We start from the raw sequence: 23,660 nt of genomic DNA, 5'->3' as shown, positions 1-23,660 counted from the left end.
CCTCTGGCTACAATTAGGTAAATAAATAGGTTTACCTTGCAGCTATCCAACGAGAGGATACACACATGCCAATAAATGTTCGGTGGTTGGACGACACCAAGACAATCATCGTGCTGGAATACATCGGGGCGTGGACGTGGGACGAACTATTTAAAGCCCGTACAACCGCTGCTGAAATGCGTGGGAGTTGGGATGCGCCATTGCCAAGTATTCAGGACTTAACGCGTGGACAGTTTCTACCCAAAGACATCTTTTCCAATGCGCATCGCGTGACTGCCACAATGCCTGAAAACTCGTTTATTGTGCTGGTCGGCGCAAACGCCCTTGCTCGCGCAGTACTCGAAACGCTGCGCCGCCTTGGACGCGGCAGACAACAACAGTATCACACTGCGGCGACGGTTGACGATGCAGCAGCTCTCATTAAAGCTGAATTGAATCTTTAGAGAAAGGCTTCTATTTTCATGCCCTATAAAATTCGCAAAGCAGCGGTGATCGGCTCCGGCACGATGGGCGGCGGCATTGCCGCGCTGCTCTCCGGCGTCGGCGTCGAGACCTTGCTGCTCGATATTCCCGCCAAAGGCACCAACCCCGGTGACCCGCCCGCCAAACGCAATGCCGTGGTCGCCGAAGGCCTCAAGCGCCTGCAAAGTCTGCGCCCCGCGCAGGTTTTCAACGCGCCTGACCTCGACCTGATCAAGATCGGCAACATTGACGACGATCTCGGTCAGTTGGCGGACGCCGACTGGGTGATCGAAGTTGTGGTCGAACGCCTCGACATCAAGCGCAATCTGATGGCCAAACTGGCGGAAGTCGTCGCGCCACACACCATCATCTCGACCAACACCTCCGGTCTGCCGATTCACGCCATCGCCGACGGTATGGGCCACGACTTCACCCGGCGCTTCCTGGGCACGCACTTCTTCAACCCGCCGCGCTACCTGCACCTGCTCGAAGTCATCCCGCACCCGGACACCGATCCCGAAATTGTCGCCTTCCTGACCAAGTTCGGCACGGAAATGCTCGGCAAAGGCGTGGTGATCTGCAAGGATGAGCCGAACTTCATCGGCAACCGCTTCATGACGATGGTCGGCATGCAGACGGTCAACGCGGCGCTGGATGGCGGCTTCACGGTCGAGGAGATCGACACCATCACCGGCCCGCTGATCGGGCGTCCGAAGACGGCGACGTTCCGCCTCAACGACCTCGTCGGCATCGACATCGCCACGCACGTCGCGCGCAACCTGTACCCGAGCATCCCCAACGACCCCGCCCGCACCATCCTCGAACATGTGGGCACGACCGCCCTGTTCGACAAGATCATGGCGAATGGCTGGCTGGGCAACAAGTCGGGTCAGGGCTTCTACAAGATGGTCAAGGGCGCGAGCGGCGAAAAAGAATTCTGGTCGCTCAACCTGCAAACCTTCGAGTACGAAGCACCGCAAAAGATTCGCTTTGACAGCGTGGGCAAACACCGCAAAGTCGAACCGACGGGTGAGCGCATTCGCCTGCTCATCAACGAGGAAGACCGCGCCGCGCAGTTCCTGTGGCATCACCACGCCTTCTATCTGGCGTATGCCTCGCACCGCGTGCCGGAGATCACCGACACGATTGTCAACATCGACAACGCGCAGAAGTGGGGCTTTAGCCACGAGATGGGGCCGTTCGAGATCTGGGACGCGATTGGCGTCGCCGACACCGTGCCCAAATTCGAAGCGGCGGGCTACCCGGTCGCCGACTGGGTCAAGACCATGCTGGCGCAGGGCAACGCGACCTTCTACCAGCGCGACGCGAACGGCGTGGTGATCGGCTACTACAGCCCGCAGACCGCCGCGTATGTGTCGCTCGTGCCGGATAAGCGCGAGATCAAGATCAGCCGCCTGCGCGCGTCAGGCAAAGAGATTGCCGCCAACAGCGGCGCCAGTATCCTCGACATGGGCGACGGCGTCGCGCTGCTGGAATTCCACAGCCCGGCCAACGCCATCGACGCCGATGTGGTCGAAATGTCGTGGAAAGCTGTCGATCTGCTGGAAACGGGCGCGTATGAAGGTCTCGTCGTCGGCAACGACGCCGAACGCTTCTGCGTGGGCGCGAACCTGTTCATGGTGGCGATGGCGGTGCAGGCTGGCCAGCTTGATCAGCTTGAAGCGACCGTCAAAGGCTCGCAGGATGTGATGCAGGCGCTGCGCAACGCCTCCAAGCCGGTCGTGGTCGCGCCGCACAACATGGCGCTCGGCGGCGGCGCGGAATTCGTCATGGCGGGGTCGCGCGTGGTCGCCCACATGGAACTATACGCGGGCCTCGTCGAAGTCGGCGTCGGCCTCATCCCCGGCAGCGGCGGCTGTAAAGAATTGGTACGCCGCGTCCTCAATCCGGTGATGGCGTCGCATCCGAACGCTGATCCGATCCCGCACGTGCAGAAAATCTTCGAAGCAATTATGCTGGCGAAAGTCAGCGAAAGCGCCAAGCAGGCGCGCGACCTCGGCATTCTCGCTCCGTGTGATCGCATTATCCTCAACCGCGATCACCTGCTCGGCGAAGCCAAGCGCGAAGTGCTGCATATGGCCGATGGCTATCAACCGCAGCGCCCCGGCAAGGTCTACGCCGCGGGGCGCGACGTGTATTCGGCGCTGTTGATCGGCATCGAAGGCTTCAAGGAACAGGGGCTCGCCAGCGAACACGACGCCTTGATCGCCCGCAAGCTCGCCTATGTGCTGACGGGCGGCGCGGTCAGCGAACCGGGCTGGATCGACGAGCAGGTCTTCCTTGATCTGGAACGCAAGGTGTTCCTCGAGCTCGTGCAGACCGAAAAGACGCTTGAACGCATGGCGCACATGCTCTCGACCAATAAGCCGCTGCGGAACTAAATACGTGCCTCACCCCAACCCCTCTCCCTTGGGAGAGGGGCGTCATCTAGGTGATGGGTGAGGTTAGTCTAGAGGATGAGTGGATGAAACTGCCCGAACTTCCGTTGAACGCCTGGCAAGACACCTACACCACCCTGCATATGTGGCTGCAAATCGTCGGCAAGATTCGGCTGGCGCAGAGCCCCTACTGCAACCACTGGTGGCAGGTGCCGTTCTACCTGACCGCCCGCGGATTGACGACCTCACCGCTGCCGAGCGGGGATCGCTTCTTCGAGATCGAGTTTGACTTCATCCTGCACACACTGATCATCCGGGTGAGCGATGGCGCAATCATGACCCTAGCGCTTGAACCGCGTTCGGTCGCGGATTTCTACGCCGAGCTCATGGCGACACTGCGCAGCCTCGGCCTCGACATCCACATCTGGACGACGCCGGTCGAAGTCGCCAACCCGATTCCGTTTGAGCGCGATCACCAGCATGCCAGCTATGACCGCGAGTACGCGGAACGGCTGTGGCGGATTATGTTGTGGTCGGATCACGTTTTGAAGCAGTGGCGCGGGCGCTTCCTCGGCAAATCCAGCCCGGTACATTTCTTCTGGGGCAGCTTCGACCTCGCCGTAACGCGCTTTTCGGGTCGGCGTGCGCCGGAGAACCCGAATATGGATCGCATCACTCGTGAAGCGTATTCGCACGAAGTGATCAGCGCGGGTTTCTGGCCCGGTGGCACCAGTTGGAACGGCCAGTTCCTCGACCAAGCCGTCTTCTATGTGTACGCTGCGCCGCAGCCCCCCGGTCTAGCCGAACGCGCGGTCAAACCCGCGGCGGCCTACTACAGCCAGCCGTTCGGTGAATTCCTGCTGCCCTATGACGCGGTACGCCGCGCCGACCAACCGGATGTCATGCTGCTGGACTTTCTCGACTCGACCTATGATGCTGCCGCCGATCTCGCCGGGTGGGATCGCACCAGCTTGGATCGCTAACTACAGGGGCGAAACCTGTTTCGTCCGCCGTTCTTGAACTGTAAACTGTCAACTGTTAACTGAGGACTCAAATTATGCGTGAAGCAGTGATCGTAGCGGCGGCGCGGACCGCCGTCGGCAAAGCGAAAAAAGGCGTCACCCGCAGCGCTCGTTCCGACGATATGGCGGCGGAAGTCATCAAGGCCGTCATGGCGCAGACCGGCGGCAAGCTCGATCCGATGGAGATTGACGATGTGGTGATCGGCTGCGCGATGCCGGAAGGCTCGCAGGGTTTGAACTTCGCCCGCGTGATCGCGCTGCGTGCTGGCCTCCCCGTCGACATCGCCGGGCAAACCGTCAACCGCTTCTGCGCCAGCGGCTTGCAGACCATCGCCACCTCAGCCGAACGCATCATCGCCAACGGCGCGGATGTGATCATCGCAGGCGGCGCAGAGACCATGTCGCTCGTCCCCATGACGGGCTTCAAGATCAGCCCGAACCCGTACATGGCGCAGAACGAGCCGGAAGTCTATATGAGCATGGGGCACACCGCCGAACATGTCGCGGATGAATTCAACGTCAATCGCGCCGACATGGATGAGTTCGCCTACCAGAGCCACATGAAAGCGGCGGCGGCGATGGACGCGGGCAAATTCGCCGCGGAAATTGTGCCGTTCGAAGTCGAAGAGTCGTATGTCGACGAGAGCGGCGAACTGGTGACGGTCAAGCGGATGCTCACCGAAGATGAGCACCTGCGCCGCGAGACCACCGTCGAAGGCTTGGGCAAGCTCAAGCCGGTGTTCCGCAACAACGGCCGCGTCACGGCGGGCAACAGCAGCCCGTTGAGTGATGGCGCGGCGGCGGTCATCATCATGGAAGCGGGCAAGGCCGCGCAGTTGGGGCTCAAACCGCTGGCGCGCTTCGTCGGCTTCGGCGTGGCGGGCGTCCGCCCGGAGATCATGGGCGTCGGCCCGATTGCGGCCATCCCCAAACTGCTCAACCGCACGGGGATGAAGCTCGAAGACATCGACCTGTTTGAGCTCAACGAAGCGTTCGCGGCGCAGTCGCTGGCCGTCATCCGTCACTTGGAGATGAACGCGGAGAAGGTCAACGTCAACGGCGGCGCGATTGCGCTCGGTCACCCGCTGGGCTGCACCGGCTCCAAGCTGACCGTGTCACTCATCAACGAAATGAAGCGCCGCGACAGCAAGTACGGCATGGTGACCATGTGCATCGGCGGCGGCATGGGCGCGGCAGGCATTTTCGAGAATTTGAATTAAAGGTAACGTAAGTTATGGATAACGCTTCTCTGACCCACCCCCGGCCCCTCCCCGAATTCAGGGAGGGGAGACAGCCAAAACAGGGTTCGTCTCCCCTCTCCCCGCTTGCGTGGGAGAGGGGTTGGGGGTGAGGGGGACGCACGAATGAGGCTTATCCCTAACTGACGTAAGGGTGGTGGTGAAATAAAGAGCGCTCCCGTGTGGAGCACTCTTCGGTAAAAACACGGTCAATTTGATTGACCGTGTTTTTGTTTGCTGATGGGCTTACCGCAGCGCGAAACGGCGGCGGATCAGGCGCCAGACGGCCAGCACACCGCCGACGAGCAGCAGACGGATCGTCCAGACAGCAACCATCTGCCAGACGCCAGTTTCGCCAGTCTGCGGCAGTTGCGTCACCGCACGCAGCGAGTCCAGCGTAGTCAACGTGCTGTCCTGGGACACGCTGGTCGCCGGATCATCGGTCAGGAAGCTGGGGAAGTTCGAGCCGGAGACTATCCCTTGCAGGCCAACGGTGGTCGTCCCATCGGGGATTACCACATTTACAGACACATCAAATGTGACCCTCACCCGGCTTTGCGCGGGGATGCTGCCAATCACGATCGGCCCCAAAGGTAAGCTGAAGTCTGACCCCGCCTGCGCCTGCGCCATCTCAGTGCCAAAGTCGAACACCAACGCCAGCAGGCTGCGTTCGGTGGTGCTCGGGAGCGTGAGCGCGTCGCTGAAGGCGAGGTGCGAATTCGTGGACAGCACGAGGGGCACGGCACCTACTTGGAAATTCAGAGTGAAGTCATCGGCATCGTCGATTAGATCACCGCTCGAATTGCCGTCGAGAAAGTTTGGTGGATCCACGAGATCGCTGTCTACGACAAGGCTCGCATCGGCCACAACGACGCACGCTGCGCCCAACGGCAGCGGATCGGTCGGGATGAGGTCAATCGTGGTGATGCTGGTCGCCGGTAAAGCGGTGGACGTAGTGAAACTGCTGGTCAGCGGCACGCCTGAGGGGCATTCGAAGCTGAACGCGCCCGCTGCCACATTGACCGCTTCGCTGAAATTCAGCGTGACCACCTGCCCCGTGCCGACCGTGTCAGTATCGGCCGGACTGCTGCTGGAGATTGTCGGCGGGATGTCTGCGCTGCTGAACACGGCGACATAATCGTCACTATCGCCATCGACCACGTCCGCGCTGGCATCTCCGTCTAGTTCATTGGGCGCATCAATCCCATCGTTGTCCACCACCTCTGCCGAAGCAATCGTGATGGTACAGATGTCTCCAGCGGCTAGATCAACCGTCGGGTCAATCGTGTAAACCAGATCCGGGGTATTTTCAATAATGGTGATGCCGGTTCCGGTGAGTTCACCTGTGCTCACCCGCTTCCCACTGACACTGCAATCGAGACTGAACCAGCCGCTGGTGAGCGTCACTGCTTCGTTGAAAACGACGGTGATGTTGCTGTTGACCGCGACATTACTGCCGCCGGCCGTCGGGTTTGTGGTCACTGTCGGGGCGTCGTCATCCACGGTCTGGAAAGCATGGGTCACCGCCGCCACCGGCGTATCCGGCGCATCCACCGGATCGACGTCGCTGATGTTCGCCGCCGGAATGCTCAGCCCACAGGCGGTATTGAGCGGAAGATTGACATTCGGATTGAGGACGATCGAGGCGGCTCCATTCGTCGTCACGGTGACTGGGATATTGTTGCCCACCGGGCATTGCAGTCCATTGGTCGGGAAGGTCACGGTGACTGCTTCGCTGAAGGTCAAGACAAGATCGCTATCAAGGTCAACATTGCTGGCGCCGGCGCCGGTGACATCCTGAAAGACACCACCAACCTCGGTTTCGGTGCCGATTTCTGTTGGAGCCGCATCCGTCGAGAAGCTGAGGCCAAAGTTCGTCGCCATCCCGTTGGGTGGATCATAGGGATCCACGTCGGAGATCGCGGTGGACACCACGGTCAGGACGCAGTTCGTGCCTCCGGCCAGTGGCGTCAGCGATGAAATATCGATGCTCGTTTGGTTCAAGGCGGGCAGCGACGGGGATGTCGTCACCGCAATCGGCACGGCATTGCACGTCAGGCTGAATGCCCCGGTCGACAAATCGACAGCTTCACTAAACGGCACGGTGATGATCGGGGTGGTTGAAACCGCCGCGTCCAAGCTGGCCGAGTTAGCCCCGGTGCTGGTTGAGGCGGGCAGAATCGCCGGTTGGTCAACGGTTGGCCCGAATTCCACCAGTGTATCGAACGTGAAGCTGTAATCCAGCACCATTTGATCCGGCGGGTCATCGCTATCCGTATCGTTTACGCTGGAGAACACCGTCACCGTGCAGGTCTGACCCTCGGGCAGGTTTCCCGCTGGCGTAATCACCACTGTCGTCGTGGAAGCGGGCAGAGTGGCCGGCGTCGTGACAGTATAGCCCTGCGGCATCCCCCCGCATTCCACACTAAAATCCCCCGCACTGGCAATATTTACCGGCTCGCTAAAGGTGATGTTGATCGTGGTGTTCGTGGGGACAGCCACCGCGCCATTGGCGGGCGTGACCGCTTGCACCGTCGGCGCCGCGTCGATATAGGTGGTGAAGCTGAAGACGTAATCCGCCCCCAGCGTATCCGGCGGGTCATCGGTATCCGTATCGCTCACGCTGCCGAGCACAGTCACCGTGCAGGGCGAACCGCTGGGCAAGTTTCCAGCCGGAGTCAGCACCACAGTCGTCGTGGAAGCTGGCAGACTACCCGGCGTCGTGACGGTATAAGCGATCGGCGCCCCCCCGCATTCCAGACCAAAATCCACCGCACTCGTAATCTCTACCGATTCGCTAAAGGTAATACCAATCGTGGTGTTCACGGGGACAGCCACCGCGCCATTCGCGGGCGTGACCGCTTGCACCGTCGGCACCGCGTCGATATAGGTGGTAAAACCGAAGACGTAATCCGCCGCCAACGTGTCCGGCGGGTCATCGGTATCTTGATCCGTCACCAGCGCGGCCACCACCGTCAAGGTACATATCTCGCCCGACTGTAAATCGACATTCGGATCCAGCACAAAGCTGAGCGGGCCACCGCTGACGGTCACATTGCTGGAACTGATGTTAAACGTACCGCTCAGGGTACAGACCAGCCCAAACCAATCCCCGGCAACGTTCACATTCTTGTTGAACTCCAAGGTGATATTGGCACTAACGGCGACGGCACTCGCACCGTCAGCGGGGGTCGTGGACAGCACTGCCGGGGTCACCGTATCCACCGGAGGCGGCACCGAAGTCGGATTATCCGCTGGCGGCGCAACCACGGCTGGCGGCGCACATTCCGGAGCCGGAATCGGTTGGTCGACCTGCACGGAACTCGGCATAAACTGCGTATTTAGGTCGCGTTGACCGGTAAACTGCACATTTTCCGCCGTGCCCGGCCCACAGTTCACAATGTCAAGCGTATACCGCAGGACATCCCCGGCATCAAGCCGACCATCGCCGTCCCGATCCAGCAGAAGGCTATCGGCTAACGTTGCATTCAGCAGCGGGGAGCTGCCCTGAGACTGCACAACCCCCATGATCAAGAACGAGGAGAACAAGAAGAAAAGAAGCTTTCGCGATGTATTTAGGTGCGGCATGGTGTCTCCAGCAGCGAAGTAGGGGTGGATGAAGATTGGGATGAAGGGGTCGACTAAATATGAGTCTAAAGTTATCTCGCCCTTATGTGGTGCCATCTTAAGTATATCTGCTTGGGATGAAACTGTAATCACGACTTACGGGGCAATCTAAGAAAAAATGCACAAATTTAGGCAAGAGCAAAAGCGCTGTCAGCGTGAGTATGGCTAAAACATCAGAGCGCACTTGAACAGCGCGAAAGTTCAATTGGGGATACGCCCGACCGCAGTTTAGCGCAAGCCTCTGGGCAGCACAGCGGACAGCGCCTGTCTTGTCCGTTCGCAGTGGACAAGACAGGCGAGAGCAGCGGACGCCCCGGCGCCGCTGCGAGAACCGTTCTTCTCGGCGCGCCAGGCAGTGGGCTGCGACCTAATTCGGAATATTCAGCGTCGTGCAATCGATGTTAACCCGGCTCAAAATGTCCGCGCCCGACGGCGTGTCGCTTATGAACTGGTAGAAACGCCCGTTGACGATGCCGAGCGCGCCGTTTGTGAACGTCCCAATCACCCAGCAGCCATAGAACGCGCGGAAACCACCATCCCACCGATCCCCGACCAGCACCATCGGCAGCATCCCCTGCAAATACGGCTTGCCCGCCGCCGCGCCCATGAACTGATAGTCCCCGAAATACACATATCCATAGCGCGTATCCGCATAGCCGCTGACGAAGCGATCAAACGGACGGCGATAATCGGTCGCCGGGCTGCCATTCGGCTGCGGGCCGGCCTGCGGCGATAGCCACAGACTGTAAGCGCCCGCGTAGCTGCGGCGGTTGATCAGGTCGAAGTAGTTGACCACCAGTTGATCGGCGGCATCATACGTGCCGAGCGCGGGCGCGGGATTCGCCGTGCAGCTCTGCGCTAGTTCCGTGCTGATCGCGGCGTTCGTCGGCGGCGACCCATTCGCCAGCAGCGTCAGGTTCGCCCCGGTGATATACCAGCCCGCGCCGACATAGCTCAGGTTGAAGCAGCCTGCATAGCTTTCGACCAGCCCATCCGCCCGGTAGCCGAGCAGCACCGAGCGCACGCTGCCCGCGCCTGCCGTCCCGGTGAACGGCGCGAAATAGGGCACGATGTGCGTGGTGGCCGTGAACCCGCTCGAAAAGCGCGCATACGTCATCGGCGGGTTGACCCAATGATTGTAGGCGGCGAGGTAATCGCCGAGGTTGATCTCCGTGTAATACGAGTACAGCACCGCCAGCGGTGCTGCCGGAGCGGTTTGATCCGCAGGCTGGGCATGGATGGTCGTCGCGGTCAGCAGCACGAACATCACCAGGAGAATGAGCTTGCGCATGTTTTGCGTTCCCCCATACGTGGCATTATGTTCCATCGTACGCCCATCTCGCCGGAGCAGAAACCCCCGCTTACCCGCTTTTCCCGTTTGAATCGGGTTAGCTAACGCGCGGACACTTCGTCCCAACACGCTCAGGCACTGTCCAGATGTCGAGCTCACCGCGGAGGCCCAGCCCCCGGAGACAGGATCAATCGTGGTCTTCGGCTGCCCGGGTTGCATCCTCGGCGGCTTCCTCGGCTGTCCGCGTCGCATCGCGGGCGCTTCTCTCCGCCGCCCGGGTTGCATCCTCGGCAGCGTCCTCGTCGAGTTCGGGTGTCGCCACGGGTGGTTGAACTTCCGGGGTTTCAACTGGCGGTACGACCTCTGCCGTCCCGACCGGCGGCTGCACTTCCGGCGTCGCCACGGGCGGAGCGGCCTCACCGCTCGCGCTGCCGGGGAGCACCTCGTAGCGCACCAGATAGGTGATGACACCGAGCGCGGCGGTCGCCAACCATAACCCCAGCGTGATCTGCATCGCGGGCTTGGCCTGCTTGAACCAGTAGCGCCGGAGCTGCGTGACCGGTTCCCCGCGGCGTTTGCCCTGCGCGACACGCACGTCTTCGATCAACATGCGAACGACGATATAGGTGGCCAGGAGCTGCGCGGGTAAACCGAGGAGCGCATGCAGCACCGGGAGCAGATAGCGCGGAGCGGTGGGTTGGTTCGGGAAATTGCCCGCCACATCAAAGCGATAGGCGACCAGCATGAGGAAGATGATCAGCACCCAGTTGATCGCCGTGACGCCGATCATCAGGTTGCGGTGGGCGGGACGATGCCGACCGCGCCGCGCCAACCAGAACCCGATGAGCATGGCAGGCGCGATCAGCAAAATGTAGAAAATCAGCGTCAAATCAGCGAGTAAGCTCGCGCCCGTGCCGAGGAAACCGGGCGGCTCCAGATACAGGTTCATGGCGTTATCCGTCTGTGCGAAATTCGAATCGTAGACGGATTATCGAATGAATGCTGTATCCGCGCGCGACATATCTCCACCCTCGCAGCGAGGCGCTTGCGCCAGTACCCCCCCCCCCCCCCCCCCCCCCCCCCCCCCCCCCCCCCCCCCCCCCCCCCCCCCCCCCCCCCCCCGCCCCCGGCCCCCCCCCCCCCCCCCCCCCCCCCCCCCCGCGGCCCCCCCCCGCCCCCCCCCCGGCCCCCCCCCGCCCTGGATGGTTCGGAACTGCTCGACGAATCGGAACTGCGGCACCGGCGCGAGAGCCTGTCGTCGTTCACCCCTTCGTCGGTCGTACTCTCGTATACCGTCCACGGCGACATTTCGCGGCGGACGTGCACCTCGTGCAGTTCGTTGTCGTGAGCGACGGAGAAGCGCACCGACCACACGTTTTCTTCGGGCTGGCGGATGCTCTCAAAGCACACTCCACCGAGCGCCGCGATTCCGGTGCTGCCGCGCAGAAAATACTCCGCCGCTTGCACAGGCGCATCAAAGAAAGCGCGTCCACGCGTTTTCTCGACCACCAACGCGCGGTTGCGCTGCGCCGCGACCAGCGCGGAGACATCGTCCGGGCTGATGCGACCATACATCACGCCATCGGGCAGCGTAACCAGCGTCCCGGCGAAGCGATGCCCGCCAACGTGCGTCACTTCCCACGCCCAGCCCGGCGTCTGCTCCGCGAACGCGATATACACAGGGAGGCCGTACTTCGCGCACGAGACATCGCGCCGCCCATTGGTGCATACCAGCACCAGCGGATCACGCTGGACATTCGCGTCGAACTGCGGATCGCGGCGCAGCACCGCATCAAGATCGAAGCTCAGCAGCGCTTCGTAGCTGGCTAATTCGAATTTGTACAGCACGGGCGACGACTCGTTCGTCAGCGCGACGAACACGCGCACGGTCGCGCCCATCGCCCCCTGCTTGATGAACAGCACCTTCGTGAACGGGATCGCATCCGCCCAGCCGTTCAGCTTGGCTTTAATTTCCGGCGCGAGGTCGCTTTCGGGAATCACCTTCGCGCCCCACGCCCCTGTGTATTCAACCAAAATCCAGTGTTCGGTGCGCGGCGCACTCGCGAAGAACTTCTCCCCCGCCTCCACCGAACAGTCGCTGCAAAACTGCGTCATTGTGTCAGCCCCCATGATCAAGAAGTGATCAGTTTACAGTAAACAGTTCACAGTGAAAGCACTTCTCAACTGTGAACTGTCTGCTATCTACTTTGAATTCAGCACTTTGCGTCGTTGCGACTTCGCGCCTTTGCGTTAAGTCTTCTCTTTTTCGTGCTTTTCTTAGTCCCCACTGCCGACCGGCAGGCGATCCGCGATCAGCTCGACAATGTCCTTGACTTCCGGCCCTTCGCCGAGCGTCGATTTCGCCGTCTCGAACATCTGCATACAGAACGGGCAGCCCACCGCGACGACTTCCGCGCCCGTGGCCTTCGCTTCTTCATAGCGCGCCACGTTGACGGCCTTCGTGCCGTGTTCTTCTTCTTTCCAGAACTGCGCGCCGCCCGCGCCGCAGCAGAACGAATTCTGCTTGTTGCGCGGCATTTCGATGATGTCCACGCCGACGCCCTTGGTCAACGCCGTGCGTGGTGCATCGATGATATCGTTGTGCCGTCCGAGGTAGCACGGATCATGGAAGGTGACGTTGCTCATCTTCTTCGGGTTGGCCGATTCCGGCAGCTTGCCCGCCGCGATCAGTTCCTCGATGAATTCAGTGTGATGCACGACATTCCAGTTGCCGCCGAACTGCGGATACTCTTTGGCGAGGCTGTGGAAGCAGTGCGGGCAGGTCGCCACGATGCGCCGTGCCGCGTTATCGCCGAATACCTCGTTAATCGTCTCGACATTGGTCATGGCCAGTTCCTGCGCGAGGTCTTCTTTACCCGCGCGGCGCGCCGAGTCGCCCGTGCAATTTTCCAGTTCACCGAGCACGGCGAAATTGATGCCCGCCGACTGCATCACCTTGACGAACGCCCGCGCCGTCAACTGCGCCCGCGGATCATACGAGGGCGCGCACCCGACCCAGTACAGGACTTCGAAATCGGGGTTGTCTTCGACCGTCGGCACGTCGAGGTCTTTCGCCCAGCGGAAGCGGTCGCCGCGCGGGTTGTTCCACGGGTTACCCTGTCGTTCCATGCCCTTGAAGGCCGTTTGCAGTTCCGCCGACACATCGCCCTGCATGAGCACGGCATCACGGCGAATGTCGAGGATGTCCATCATCGGCTCATTGCCGACCGGGCAGATGTCGATACACGCGCCGCACGTCGTACACGCCCACACCGCCGACTCGCTGATCGCGAAGCCCATCAGCGGGTTGATCGATTCTTCGCCCGCCGCCAAGCCGCTCATCTGATCCTTGATCATGAAGCGCTTGTTGATTTCCAGCGCGGACGGCGACAGTTCTTTGCCCGTAGTGTACGCCGGGCACACATCCTGACAGCGATTGCACATGATGCAGGCGAAGGCGTCGAAAATCTGCGTCTTGCTCAGGTGTTCCAGCTTATTCGCGCCAAACTGCTCGATCTCTTCGTCCTCAAAGTCGAGCTTCGCCATTTCGCCGAGCGAACGCCGCTGCGGGCGGGTCAGGAAGTTGAGCGGCGCCATCGCCAGATGCAGGTGCTTGGTGTAGGGGAAGTACGGCAGGAACAGCAGAATGCCGCCGAGCGCCAGCCACCAGAAGAGGTGTTCCATGATGATCAGACCGTCTTCGCCCAAGCCGCTCCAGATCGGCGAGACGAGCGTCGCGAACGGGCTCATCAGGTCGGGGCCGTGCACGGCGATCTTGACCGATTCGCCGAGGAAACGGGAGCCAACATGCAGCAGGATGAACAGCGCCACGATCAGCGAATCGCGGTTGATCGCGCCCGCCGCCACCTTGGGATGCAGCAGCACATTCGGGTGATATTGGAGTTCGCGTTTATTCGGCAGCACGAAGCGGCGCAGGATGAAATAGCTCACGCCGACGAGCACGCCCACGCTGAAGACATCGCCGAACAGGCGATACGCGCTGCTGAGTACATCATTGCCTTCAAACAGGCTGAATTCGGGCAGGAAACCGTTCAGCGCGTCGAGCGCATTGACGAGGAAGTAGTACGTGAACCCCCACACGACGGCGAGGTGAAACAGGCTCGTCACGCGGCGCGTTTTGAGCGTGGTGGTCTGCGCGAAGTACACGCGCAGCGCTTCGAGCACACGGCGGGGCAAATTGTCCAGATACAGCTCACGCTGACCGCGATTGATGATCAGCGCCATCTCCCGGAAGCCGTAGTAGGCTGCGCCCACCGCGAACAGCGCCAGAAGGATAAAGATCATTTGTTCAACGGGATAAAGCATAAGAGCTCCCTAACGTCAGTTTTCATTTCTGGCCCGGAGTTTACCGCACTTTCCAGCATTCCGGCACGAACGAAATACACTCCTCAAGGGCTCCAATGATCACGGGTCAACGATGGCGTTTCTCGGCTGTTCGCCGCCGCTGCAGGCGCTGCGACAACCGCAGCGCGTTCGGCAAAAACTGGCGGACGAAGACATACGTGGTGAACGCTGGAATCCCCAGAATCAGCACTGGTCCCAGGACGTAGTTGCCGAGCACGAGAATTACGTTCAGGACATCGACCGCGCCGACATTGGTGCGCAGCGCTTCGCTGAGCTGCACGGTATCCGCCCAGAAGGATGGCAGCGAAAACAGCGTGATGCTGAAGGACAGCGAGGCGATCAGCAGCGACAACCAGAAGGTCTGCTTGTTGTTCTTCTCCGAGAGATCCGCCAGATAGAGTTCGTCGACATGATTCACGAGGCTGGTCAGGTTCGTCACGTTGAGTTCCGCGTGATTGAGCAGCGAGCCGATCTGCATCTGCGCGATCAGGTGATTCGCCTTTTCGATGGCGTATTCGGCGCGGCTCCACAGGTGCGGGTTCGTCATCCCATAGCTCAGGCCGACCAGTCGGCCAATATTCGCCGCTTCGTCGGCGAGGCGCGCGAACTTGGCGTGATCGATCTGAATATCGCCGACCGCCATGCCCGACCGCGCTGTGCCCAGCGACTCGACAAACTCGTCGAGCAAATCCGTGCTCAACCGTTCGACGAGCTGCGACATCAGCCGCCCTTCGACGACAAACTCGATCATGCGTTCCAGCGCCTCCCAGTACGACGGGTAAGAGACGCCGCTGGTGCTGTCGGAACCGGGCAGCGTGGAGATGAACAGTTCATCTTTCCGCGACTTGTACGACGGCATGATGATCGCCACGCGCGCCGTGAGCAGGCACAGTTCTTCCGCCCACGTCGCTTTGTCCTGCGCCAGAATATGGTCGATGTAGCTGCTCTGATGGTCGGGAAAGTAGGATTTCAGCTCATTCTCGCCGACGCGCCGCCGCAGCAGCGCCCCTTCGGTGAGGCGCAGCAGCGAACTGCGGATGTGCACCGAGTCGCGGATGTGCTGGCGGCGCAGCGACACATACGTATCCGGCGCGGTGCGACTGCTGCTCTGCCGCGCAGTGGTCTGCCCGGACGAGCCTGCTTCCACCGTCTCGACGCGGCGCTGCACCTGATTCAGCTGCTGCACGATGCTGCGCGGCGCGCTCATCTCGTCGATGTGGTGTATCACATACGAATCGTGGATCGGCGGGCGGATCTCAGCATCGTGCTGATTGAACCACAGTTCCGCTCCCCCATCGGTCTTGAAGCAGCGCCCCACCGTCGACACGAACTGCAGCGCGATCTCCAGCGCGAACAGCGATTGCAGCGGCGGGTAATTCGTGCGCTGCTGCTGATCATTCGCCACCCGCGCCCAGTCCAGCAGGCGGTTGATCGACGCGACATCCTTGTCCGTCGCCGCCGCTTTTTCGCCTAACTGTTCCAGCAGTTCACGCCGCTTGCTGTACGCGCTGGGAATGTCGACCGGGCGCTGCAAATCGAGCACATCTTCGAGGATGTCAATCAGCGCGGTCGGTCGCCTGTACGGACGCTGAAAGCGAAAGACGAACGTGCCCATGGGCGTGGGGCGCATGAACACGTCCCAACGGCGAAAGATTTCATACGCTTTGTGAAACTGGTGATTGCGCACCAGCAGCGGGTCGAGGTTGCTGTAGAGTTCATCCTGCCGCACCCGGTAGCACGGCGCGGAATAGGTATCCAGCATGGTATAGCGGAAAATTCCGGTCAGGAAACCCGCTTCTTCCGATGACATCGGTCGCTCGCGTTCGCCGTCTTCCAGCAGCGGTTCAAAATACGGGCTGGTCTTCATCTGGTCGGGCAGCGTTGTCCGCAAAAAGCGGTTGTAATCGGCGCTGCCGCGCAGTTTTTCAAACGTGAATCCGAGATCTGGCCGGACGAGCGGGCGCAAGTTCATGACGAAGACAACGCTGGTATAACCAGTGAGCCGAATATCAATATTCATCGGGTATCTTTTCGCAGAACTGAGATTGAATTGTCTATAGTATCCCGTAACACCTTGAATTTGAAAACTTCAGAACGAAAGAACCGCCCGCTAGACCGCTTCTATTGCGTATACGATGCCGATCAAGGAGACTTTCGACGTGCCCTTCGATTTTTCCCGTGTGGACAATGGTGAACTCACGCTCTACGAACTGACGCAGATCCTCAGGCCGACCGTCGCGGACCTCCGCACCTGGACCAACGAAAGTCTGGATACCATCCTGGCGATCATCGGAGCTGCGAATGACGCGCAGGTCGCGCACATTCCGCATGATCCCGACGCGCACGATCCGTATGCCCCGGCAGAGCTGCAGCATATTGGCTGGAGTCTCGCGCATCTGGTTTTGCATGTGACCGCCAGCGCTGAAGAAGGCGCAGCCGTCGCTTCCGTGTTGGCCCGCGGCATCCCCTACACCCGTGAGCCACGCCTGCGCTACGAGCCGGATTGGCAGCCGGTCACCACGCGCGCGCAGGTCATGCAGCGCCTCGAAGAGAGCCGGCGCATGCGCCACGCCTTCCTCGACACCTTCCCGGACGAGCCGCATCTCGACGTATTTCAGGATGTCTCAGAGAAGTTTCTGGAACGCTTCGGCAAAATGAATGCCATGACGCGCTTCCTCTTCGGCTTAAAGCATGAGATGGGTCATTACGATCAACTGCGCGAAGCCGCCCGCCAAGCCCGCGAGATCGCCGTCGCCGGAGCTTAAAACTCCCCCAACGCGAAACCATGCAAACAGGACGAGGCTGGCCTCGTCTTGTTTGATTCTGCCTGACAGGCAGACATAAATGGCCTATAATGATGAGGTGGAGAGAGAAGGCGAGGACGCCCGATGGCTGTTGTGGTACGCAATCTGCGCATGACCGTTGAGGACTTCGATCAGTTTGTGGATCTGCCCGAAAACGCCGATAAGCTGTTTGAATTCATTGGGGGAGAAGCCGTCGAAGTGCCATCAAACGCATACTCATCGTCATCGTAGTTCGAATTTTGTGGCGTTTGGCGATGTTTGTTGAGCTTAACAATCTGGGCTATGTCACCGGCGAAGGCGGCGGCTATCGCGTCTATGGGGATCGCTACGCACCAGATGTCGCCTTCCTGCGCACAGGCAAGACGCTCTCGAAACAGGGCTATAACCCTGATCCGCCCGACCTCGCGGTTGAAGTGCTCTCCCCCGGTAATACCGAGAGCGAGATGCGCTTGAAGGTCGTCAACTACATGAACGACGGGGCGACTGTATGGGTCGTCGATTACGAAAGCAAGACCGTCGACGTGTTTGTACCCGGTCAAAAAGCTGTGCGCCTCACTGAAAAAGATACGCTGGATGGCGGTGCCGTGCTGCCCGGTTTCACGCTGCCCGTCGCCGACATTTTCCCGGAGCATCATCCCGAAGCGTAATTCAAGCATCGACTTGCTTAACTTTGTGTCGTAAGGACGAGGCTGGCCTCGTCCTTTTTGTTGTCTGCTCAAGTCTATTGGTCCGCGGCCCATTCGCTATAATGAATGGGCGAACACACCACTACCGGAGTCTGAAGTCATGGCGAAACCCAAAATCGAGCCGCGTTTGCCCAAAGGGATGCGCGATTTCCTCCCGCAAGAGATGATCAAGCGGGAATACGTCTTTAACATCGTGCGCGAAGTCTTTCACCTGTACGGCTTCGAGCCGCTGCAAACCCCCGTGCTCGAACTGCACGAAACCCTGATGGGCAAATACGGCGAGGACGCCGAAAAACTGATCTTCAACGCGCAGCACCCCGGCGGCAAAGAAGAGCTTGCCCTGCGCTATGACCTGACCGTGCCGCTCGCCCGCGTGGTCGCCCAGTACCAGAATGAGATCCCGATTCCGTTCAAGCGCTATCAGCTCTCGCCCGTGTGGCGCGCCGAACGCCCGCAGCGCGGGCGCTACCGCGAGTTCTACCAGTGTGACGCGGACATCGTCGGCGTGACGGGGATGGGCGCGGATGCCGAAATCCTCAGCCTGATCACCACCGCGCTCACCCGCCTCGGCTTCCAGCAGTTCAGCGTCAAGGTGAACAACCGCAAGCTGCTGACCGCGATTGGCGAATACGCGGGCGCGGAAGGCGACCAGCTCGCCGAGCTCTACCGCAGCATCGACAAGTTTGACAAAGTCGGCGCAGACGGCGTGCGCGAAGAACTGGTCAAGCGCGGCGTGCAGGCGGATGTCGTCACGCGCATCATGGAACTGGTCACAGCGCGGCACCCCGGCCTCGAACAGCTCAATTTCCTCGAAGAGGTGATGGGCAACCTGCCTGCCGCGCAAGCCGCCATCCGCGAACTGCGTGAACTCGCCGACCACCTGAATGCCGCTAACGTCCCGGCAAACTTCTATGAGTTTGATCTGACGATGGTGCGCGGCCTCGGCTACTATACCGGTCCGATCTTCGAGACGGTCATCACCGAGCCGAACCTCGGCAGCGTGACGGGCGGGGGCCGCTACGACGATCTCGTCGGCCTGTTCCGCGGCGAGTCGCTCCCGACGACTGGAACGTCGCTCGGCATCGAGCGTATCATCGACCTGCTGGACATCCTCAAGCTGTACCCGCCGCACATTGGCGGCACAGTCGTGCAGGTGATGGTGACGGTCTTTGGCGATGACACCCGTGCCGCCTCGACCGCGTTCGCCGCCGACCTGCGTGCCGCGGGTGTGCGCACCGAGCTGTACATGCTCGATAAGCAAATCGGCAAGCAGATGACCTATGCCGACAAGAAGCGTATCCCGCTGGTCGCCGTGCTCGGCTCGCAGGAGATCGCCGACGGCACGGTCAAGCTCAAGCGCCTTGCCGACGGGGAGGAAGTCACGGTCAACCGCGCCGAAGCCCCGGCCAAAATTAGCGAACTCCTCAGCTAATCCCGCTTTAGCACTCCGTGTCGGGACACTCGTTTCTGGGTTCCGACACGGTGCGACTGTCCCACGTCAAGGATTCGTCAAATCCGAGCGCCCAAACCCACCCGTTCGCCGTGACCGGGTGTATGATGGCGCATGTCTGCAGGATTTCACGGATGCAGCTCCGTAAAGGACAGCTCCTCTCATGGAAGATTTGATTATCCCCATCCTCGTCATTGCGGCGATCGGTGTGTTACTGTTCGTTCTGCCCAGTGTCACCCTCGGCTTAGTGGTAATCGGCGAGCGACAGGTCGGCGTCGTGATCAAGCGGTTCTCCCGCGACGGGAAGAAACTTCCTCCCGGTCAATTGGTCGCCCTGAGCGGCGAACCCGGTTATCAGGCGGATACGCTCGCGCCGGGGTGGCACTTTGGCTATTGGTCGTGGATGTACAGCATTCAGCGCGTCCCGGTCACCGTCATTCAGTAAGGCGAAATCGGCTTGGTCGTGGCCGCCGATGGCTCGTCTGTGCCACCAGAACGCATCCTCGGCAAAACCGTTGACTGTGACAATTTTCAGGACGCACGCAAGTTCCTGACCAACGGCGGCGAAAAAGGGCGTCAGTTGGCGATCCTGACGGCGGGTGTTTACCGCATCAACACGGCGCTGTTCACCGTGATCATGCGCTCAAACGCCGAAATGCACGATATGGATTCTGAGAGCCTACTGGTCTACAGCATCCAACCGGACATGGTCGGTATTGTGACGACGCTCGACGGCGCGCCGATCTCCGGAGGGTGAGATCGCTGGCTTGTATCTGCCGGGGCACGACAATTTCCAGAATGCGCAGGCGTTCATCAACGCGGGTGGTCAGCGTGGTCTGCAGGAACAAGTGCTGCTCTCCGGTTCGTGGAATCTCAATCCGTGGTTTGTGCGCGTCGAACAGGTGCCCATGACCGAAATTCCGATCGGCCATGTCGGCGTGGTGATCTCGTACATCGGCAAGGCGCACATCGACATTTCAGGCACCGAGTTCAAGCATGGCGATCTCGTCAATGTGGGGCACAAGGGCGTCTGGGCGACCCCGCTCTATCCCGGCAAGCACCCGCTCAACATCCGCGTGATGAAGACGGAACTCGTGCCGACGACGAACATCGTTCTCAACTGGGCGGCGCGTGTTGAACAGCATGCGTATGACGCGCGGCTGTCTTCGATCAACGTGCGTTCGCGTGATGGTTTCGCCTTCGATCTCGAAGTCTCGCAGATCATTCACGTCGGCGCGCTCGATGCGCCCAAGGTGATTTCGCGGGTCGGGGCGATGCAGAATCTGGTCGATCACGTCTTGCAGCCGATTGTCGGCAACTACTTCCGCAACTCGGCGCAGGCCTACACCGTGCTCGATTTCCTGACCGCCCGCAGCGAGCGGCAGATCGAAGCCGCGCAGCACATTCCAGAAGGCGCTGCGCACCTATGATGTCGAAGCGATTGATACGCTGATCGGTGAAATTCGTCCGCCAGATGCGCTCATGCACACCCTGACGGAACGCAAGATCGCGGAAGAACAGCAGAAGACCTACCAGATGCAGGAAGAAGCGCAAAAGCAGCGTCAGCAGTTGGTGCGCCAAACCGAACTGGCCGACATTCAGCAGCAGGTGGTCAAGGCCGAGCAAGGCGTGAGTATTGCCGAACTGCAGGCGCAGTCCAAGATCAAAGAGGCCAGCGGTCAAGCTGAATCGACCCGCTTGAACGCCATCGGTGAAGCCGAAGGTATCCGCGCCATCGGTGAAGCGCAGGCGTCGGCGTACCGCGCTGGTGCCGAAGCGATGGGCGCGCAGGGCTACACCGCCGTGCAGCTTATGCAGATCGTCGGCGAACGCGGCGTGCAGATCATCCCCGAGATTCTGGTCAACGGGGGCGGCGCGCAGGGGGGCGGCGGCAGCTTAGTCGAAGCGCTGCTCGGCATCATCCTCGCCAACCAGACGCAGGCCAAAGCGCCCAACGGCGTGACACCGCCCGCGCCCATCACCGTCACTAATGGCAACGGCGATCAGCCGCCCACGCTGCCGGAGGCGTAAAAACGCTAGGACTGAGGACTGAGAACTAAAGGACTGAGTAGAGTTTACTCAGTCCTCAGTCCTCGAACCTCAGTCCTTAATACGTATCTTCCGCGTCTTCCAGTCCCTCGTCATCCCAATCTTCTGCCCCGTCGAAATCGTCATCCTCAGCATCAAAGTCATCCTCGTCGTCTTCTTCATCGGCGAGGTAGCCGTCCGCGTCGAACGGGTCTTCAAGCGTTTCCAGTTCGGCCTCATCCAGCACGTGCATCCCTTCGTCGTCCAATTCGTCTTCGAAGTCATGGTCGAAGACCTCCGGACGCGGGTCATGCCCGGTCACCGTCTCCGACACGCTGATATCGCCTTCCGCGATCTGTTCCTCTTCGGAAATATCAAGCCATTCCTTGCGCTGTTCGCGCGCCTGCCGCCGCTCGTAGTCGAAATCTTCGGGAAACACCATCTTGGATCTCTCCTGTGATTACACATTTAATTGACGGAAACCCCCGGGGGGCAAACTGGGATGGACATTTCACCTTACCTGCATCACATGAGGCGCGCATGAAAAACGGCGACCCATTCGGGTCGCCGTTTTTGGCTGCTTGCTAGCGGAATACGCTTTGGCCTGTTGCCCCGATCAGTTCCCCGGTACGTCGTCCACCAGCAGGCCGCGTTCGTTGATCGACTGCACCGGACGCGCGTTCAGTTCGAAAAGCGCATGGAACGCTTCGATCTGCGCCGCCGACAGTTCAATCGGTGTGGTCATGACGATCCAGCGCACGCCTTCGTAGCACGGCGGTGTGGTCAGCGAACCGCGATACGTGTAGAACATTTGCTCGGCGGGCAGCATCGCGCTGGCGTCGATTGTGACTCCCGCGATGGTGCTCGGATCGCCCGCCTCGCTGGGCAGTGCTGCGAATACCGGCGCGAACGCTTCATTGTCGGCTTCCCCTCGACCAGCATCACGCCGATCACCGCCAGGTCGCCATCGGCGCTGCGATGCACGAAATGCACTTCCATAGGGAAAGCCACACCGTCAATCGTGTGTTCGCTCGGCGTGTGGAAGTGGAACTGCGCCAGTTCATAGGTCACACCGTTGACGACCAGTGTACTGCCCGCGTCGTAATTCGCCTGCACCGTATGGCCGTTATTGAAAATCGTCAGCGCCGACGGCTGATAATTCGTCTGCACCCCAACCAAATCGAAAGCTTCCGCGTCGGTCAAATCGATAGGCGATTGTTCCAACCCCAACGCGCACATCTCGTACGCAGCATCGAGTTCGCCCCAGTGGTCCGGCCCCTTCCTCGCCTTCGTAGGTCCAGTGCGGCGGTTCGCTCTCCTGTGCGGCAAGAGCGGTGGTGATCGCCAAACTGGCGAGCAGCAGTACAAATACCAGCATGAGGCGGCGGGTAAACAGCATGTTTCAATCCTCTGTGATGTAAGCAAATGCGTGTTTACACATTAATGCCAGAGGACTAAAAATAAGCTTAAGACTTGAGCTACAGCCGATTTTCAAACACCGCGCCGAACTGCCCGCTGATCCGCGCGATCACTTCTTCCATCGCGACCTCGTGCGCCGAGCCGCACCGCGAGGCTGGTCACGCCCTTGTCGCGGATGCCGCACGGGATGATGCCGTCAAAGTAGCGCAGATCCGTGTTGACGTTGAGCGCGAACCCGTGCTTGGTCACGCCGCGCACATTGATGCGCACGCCAATCGCCGCGATCTTCTGTTCGCCCTGCGCTGTATTGACCCACACGCCCGTCAGCCCGGAGATCGGGTAGGCGATCACGTCGTACTCCGCCAGCGTGTTGATGATCACGCGTTCCAGATCGCGCACGTAACGCACCACATCCGCGCGCAGACCGTCACCCCCGCGCCCCAGCTTGAGGATCGGATAGCCGACGAGCTGGCCGAAGCCATGATACGTAATGTCGCCGCCGCGATCCACGTGATAGACGCTCACACCGCGCCGTTCGCGCTCGTCGGGCGCCATCAGCAGATGTTCTGCTTTAGCCGACGTGCCGAGCGTGTACGTGTGCGGATGTTCCAGCAGCAGCACGTGATCATCGCCGCCTGCGCCGACCTCGTCCGCGAGGCGATTTTGCAGCGCGAGCGCCTCCTCGTAGGGGACTACACCTAATCTTTGAATGATCATGGGGACTACCTGTAAATTCACAACTGACGTGAAGACAGCCAAGAAGAGATTCAGAGTCTGGTTTTTGTCTAACCTCACCCCTAAATCCCCTCTCCCAAGGGCGAGGGGACTTAACACGCGCCGCTCCCCTCTCCTCCTAGGAGAGGGGAGGG

At 60.4% G+C, this 23,660-nt stretch carries 18 protein-coding genes and 1 pseudogene; 9 read left to right on the top strand and 10 right to left on the bottom strand.

Going from position 1 to position 23,660, the window contains the following annotated elements; genetic code table 11:
• Positions 1–86: 86 nt before the first annotated feature.
• The 4 genes from IPK17_RS20230 (at position 87) to IPK17_RS20215 (ending at position 5,103) form a co-directional block, all read left to right on the top strand.
• Positions 87–443, top strand: a complete 357-nt coding sequence (locus tag IPK17_RS20230; protein ID WP_343419509.1) for a hypothetical protein — start codon at positions 87–89, stop codon at positions 441–443.
• An 18-nt stretch (positions 444–461) separates the two neighbouring features.
• On the top strand, positions 462–2,864 hold the full coding sequence (locus tag IPK17_RS20225; RefSeq protein ID WP_343419508.1) for a 3-hydroxyacyl-CoA dehydrogenase/enoyl-CoA hydratase family protein: 2,403 nt from the start codon (positions 462–464) through the stop codon (positions 2,862–2,864).
• A gap of 83 nt (positions 2,865–2,947) precedes the next feature.
• Positions 2,948–3,844, top strand: coding sequence for a DUF5996 family protein (locus tag IPK17_RS20220; protein ID WP_343419507.1), 897 nt, complete (start codon positions 2,948–2,950; stop codon positions 3,842–3,844).
• A 74-nt stretch (positions 3,845–3,918) separates the two neighbouring features.
• Positions 3,919–5,103, top strand: a complete 1,185-nt coding sequence (locus IPK17_RS20215) for a thiolase family protein (protein WP_343419506.1) — start codon at positions 3,919–3,921, stop codon at positions 5,101–5,103.
• Positions 5,104–5,367: 264 nt separating this feature from the next.
• On the opposite strand, the gene IPK17_RS20210 is transcribed toward IPK17_RS20215, so the two are convergent.
• From IPK17_RS20210 to IPK17_RS20185, 6 genes are all read right to left on the bottom strand, one after another.
• Positions 5,368–8,640: an Ig-like domain-containing protein gene (locus IPK17_RS20210; protein WP_343419505.1), complete on the bottom strand. Its 3,273-nt coding sequence runs from the start codon at positions 8,638–8,640 to the stop codon at positions 5,368–5,370.
• Between the two features lie 475 nt (positions 8,641–9,115).
• Positions 9,116–10,039: a hypothetical protein gene (locus tag IPK17_RS20205; RefSeq protein WP_343419504.1), complete on the bottom strand. Its 924-nt coding sequence runs from the start codon at positions 10,037–10,039 to the stop codon at positions 9,116–9,118.
• A gap of 187 nt (positions 10,040–10,226) precedes the next feature.
• Complete coding sequence (locus IPK17_RS20200) at positions 10,227–10,988, bottom strand: hypothetical protein (RefSeq protein ID WP_343419503.1); 762 nt, start codon at positions 10,986–10,988, stop codon at positions 10,227–10,229.
• The gene (locus tag IPK17_RS20195) at positions 10,985–12,154 is read right to left on the bottom strand and encodes a sucrase ferredoxin (protein WP_343419502.1); all 1,170 of its coding nucleotides are present in this window, start codon (positions 12,152–12,154) and stop codon (positions 10,985–10,987) included. The genes IPK17_RS20200 and IPK17_RS20195 overlap by 4 nt, the downstream gene beginning before the upstream one ends.
• Before the next feature lie 162 nt (positions 12,155–12,316).
• A complete protein-coding gene (locus tag IPK17_RS20190; protein WP_343419501.1) occupies positions 12,317–14,365 on the bottom strand; it encodes a (Fe-S)-binding protein in 2,049 nt (682 codons plus the stop codon).
• A gap of 106 nt (positions 14,366–14,471) precedes the next feature.
• Positions 14,472–16,424, bottom strand: coding sequence for a hypothetical protein (locus tag IPK17_RS20185; protein WP_343419500.1), 1,953 nt, complete (start codon positions 16,422–16,424; stop codon positions 14,472–14,474).
• A 139-nt stretch (positions 16,425–16,563) separates the two neighbouring features.
• On the opposite strand from IPK17_RS20185, the gene IPK17_RS20180 reads away from it, so the two are divergent.
• From IPK17_RS20180 to IPK17_RS20160, 5 genes and pseudogenes are all read left to right on the top strand, one after another.
• On the top strand, positions 16,564–17,169 hold the full coding sequence (locus IPK17_RS20180; RefSeq protein WP_343419499.1) for a DinB family protein: 606 nt from the start codon (positions 16,564–16,566) through the stop codon (positions 17,167–17,169).
• A gap of 123 nt (positions 17,170–17,292) precedes the next feature.
• Positions 17,293–17,439, top strand: a complete 147-nt coding sequence (locus IPK17_RS20175; RefSeq protein ID WP_343419498.1) for a hypothetical protein — start codon at positions 17,293–17,295, stop codon at positions 17,437–17,439.
• 23 nt (positions 17,440–17,462) lie between these two features.
• Complete coding sequence (locus tag IPK17_RS20170; protein ID WP_343419497.1) at positions 17,463–17,855, top strand: Uma2 family endonuclease; 393 nt, start codon at positions 17,463–17,465, stop codon at positions 17,853–17,855.
• A gap of 139 nt (positions 17,856–17,994) precedes the next feature.
• Positions 17,995–19,326 carry a histidine--tRNA ligase gene (gene hisS / locus IPK17_RS20165; protein WP_343419496.1) on the top strand — a complete coding sequence of 444 codons (1,332 nt, stop codon included), beginning with the start codon at positions 17,995–17,997 and terminating at the stop codon, positions 19,324–19,326.
• 181 nt (positions 19,327–19,507) lie between these two features.
• Positions 19,508–21,375: pseudogene (locus IPK17_RS20160) on the top strand (SPFH domain-containing protein).
• A gap of 76 nt (positions 21,376–21,451) precedes the next feature.
• Here the strand turns inward: IPK17_RS20160 and IPK17_RS20155 are convergent.
• The 4 genes from IPK17_RS20155 to lipB form a co-directional block, all read right to left on the bottom strand.
• Positions 21,452–21,814 carry a hypothetical protein gene (locus IPK17_RS20155; RefSeq protein WP_343419495.1) on the bottom strand — a complete coding sequence of 121 codons (363 nt, stop codon included), beginning with the start codon at positions 21,812–21,814 and terminating at the stop codon, positions 21,452–21,454.
• 174 nt (positions 21,815–21,988) lie between these two features.
• Complete coding sequence (locus tag IPK17_RS20150; protein ID WP_343419574.1) at positions 21,989–22,261, bottom strand: carbonic anhydrase family protein; 273 nt, start codon at positions 22,259–22,261, stop codon at positions 21,989–21,991.
• A complete protein-coding gene (locus tag IPK17_RS20145; RefSeq protein WP_343419494.1) occupies positions 22,156–22,596 on the bottom strand; it encodes a carbonic anhydrase family protein in 441 nt (146 codons plus the stop codon). Before IPK17_RS20145 ends, IPK17_RS20150 begins: the two co-directional genes overlap by 106 nt.
• 267 nt (positions 22,597–22,863) lie before the next feature.
• Complete coding sequence (gene lipB, locus IPK17_RS20140; RefSeq protein WP_343419493.1) at positions 22,864–23,508, bottom strand: lipoyl(octanoyl) transferase LipB; 645 nt, start codon at positions 23,506–23,508, stop codon at positions 22,864–22,866.
• Positions 23,509–23,660 lie beyond the last annotated feature (152 nt).

The organism is Candidatus Flexifilum breve (assembly GCF_016713355.1).
This window is presented reverse-complemented; position numbering and strand designations above follow the sequence as displayed.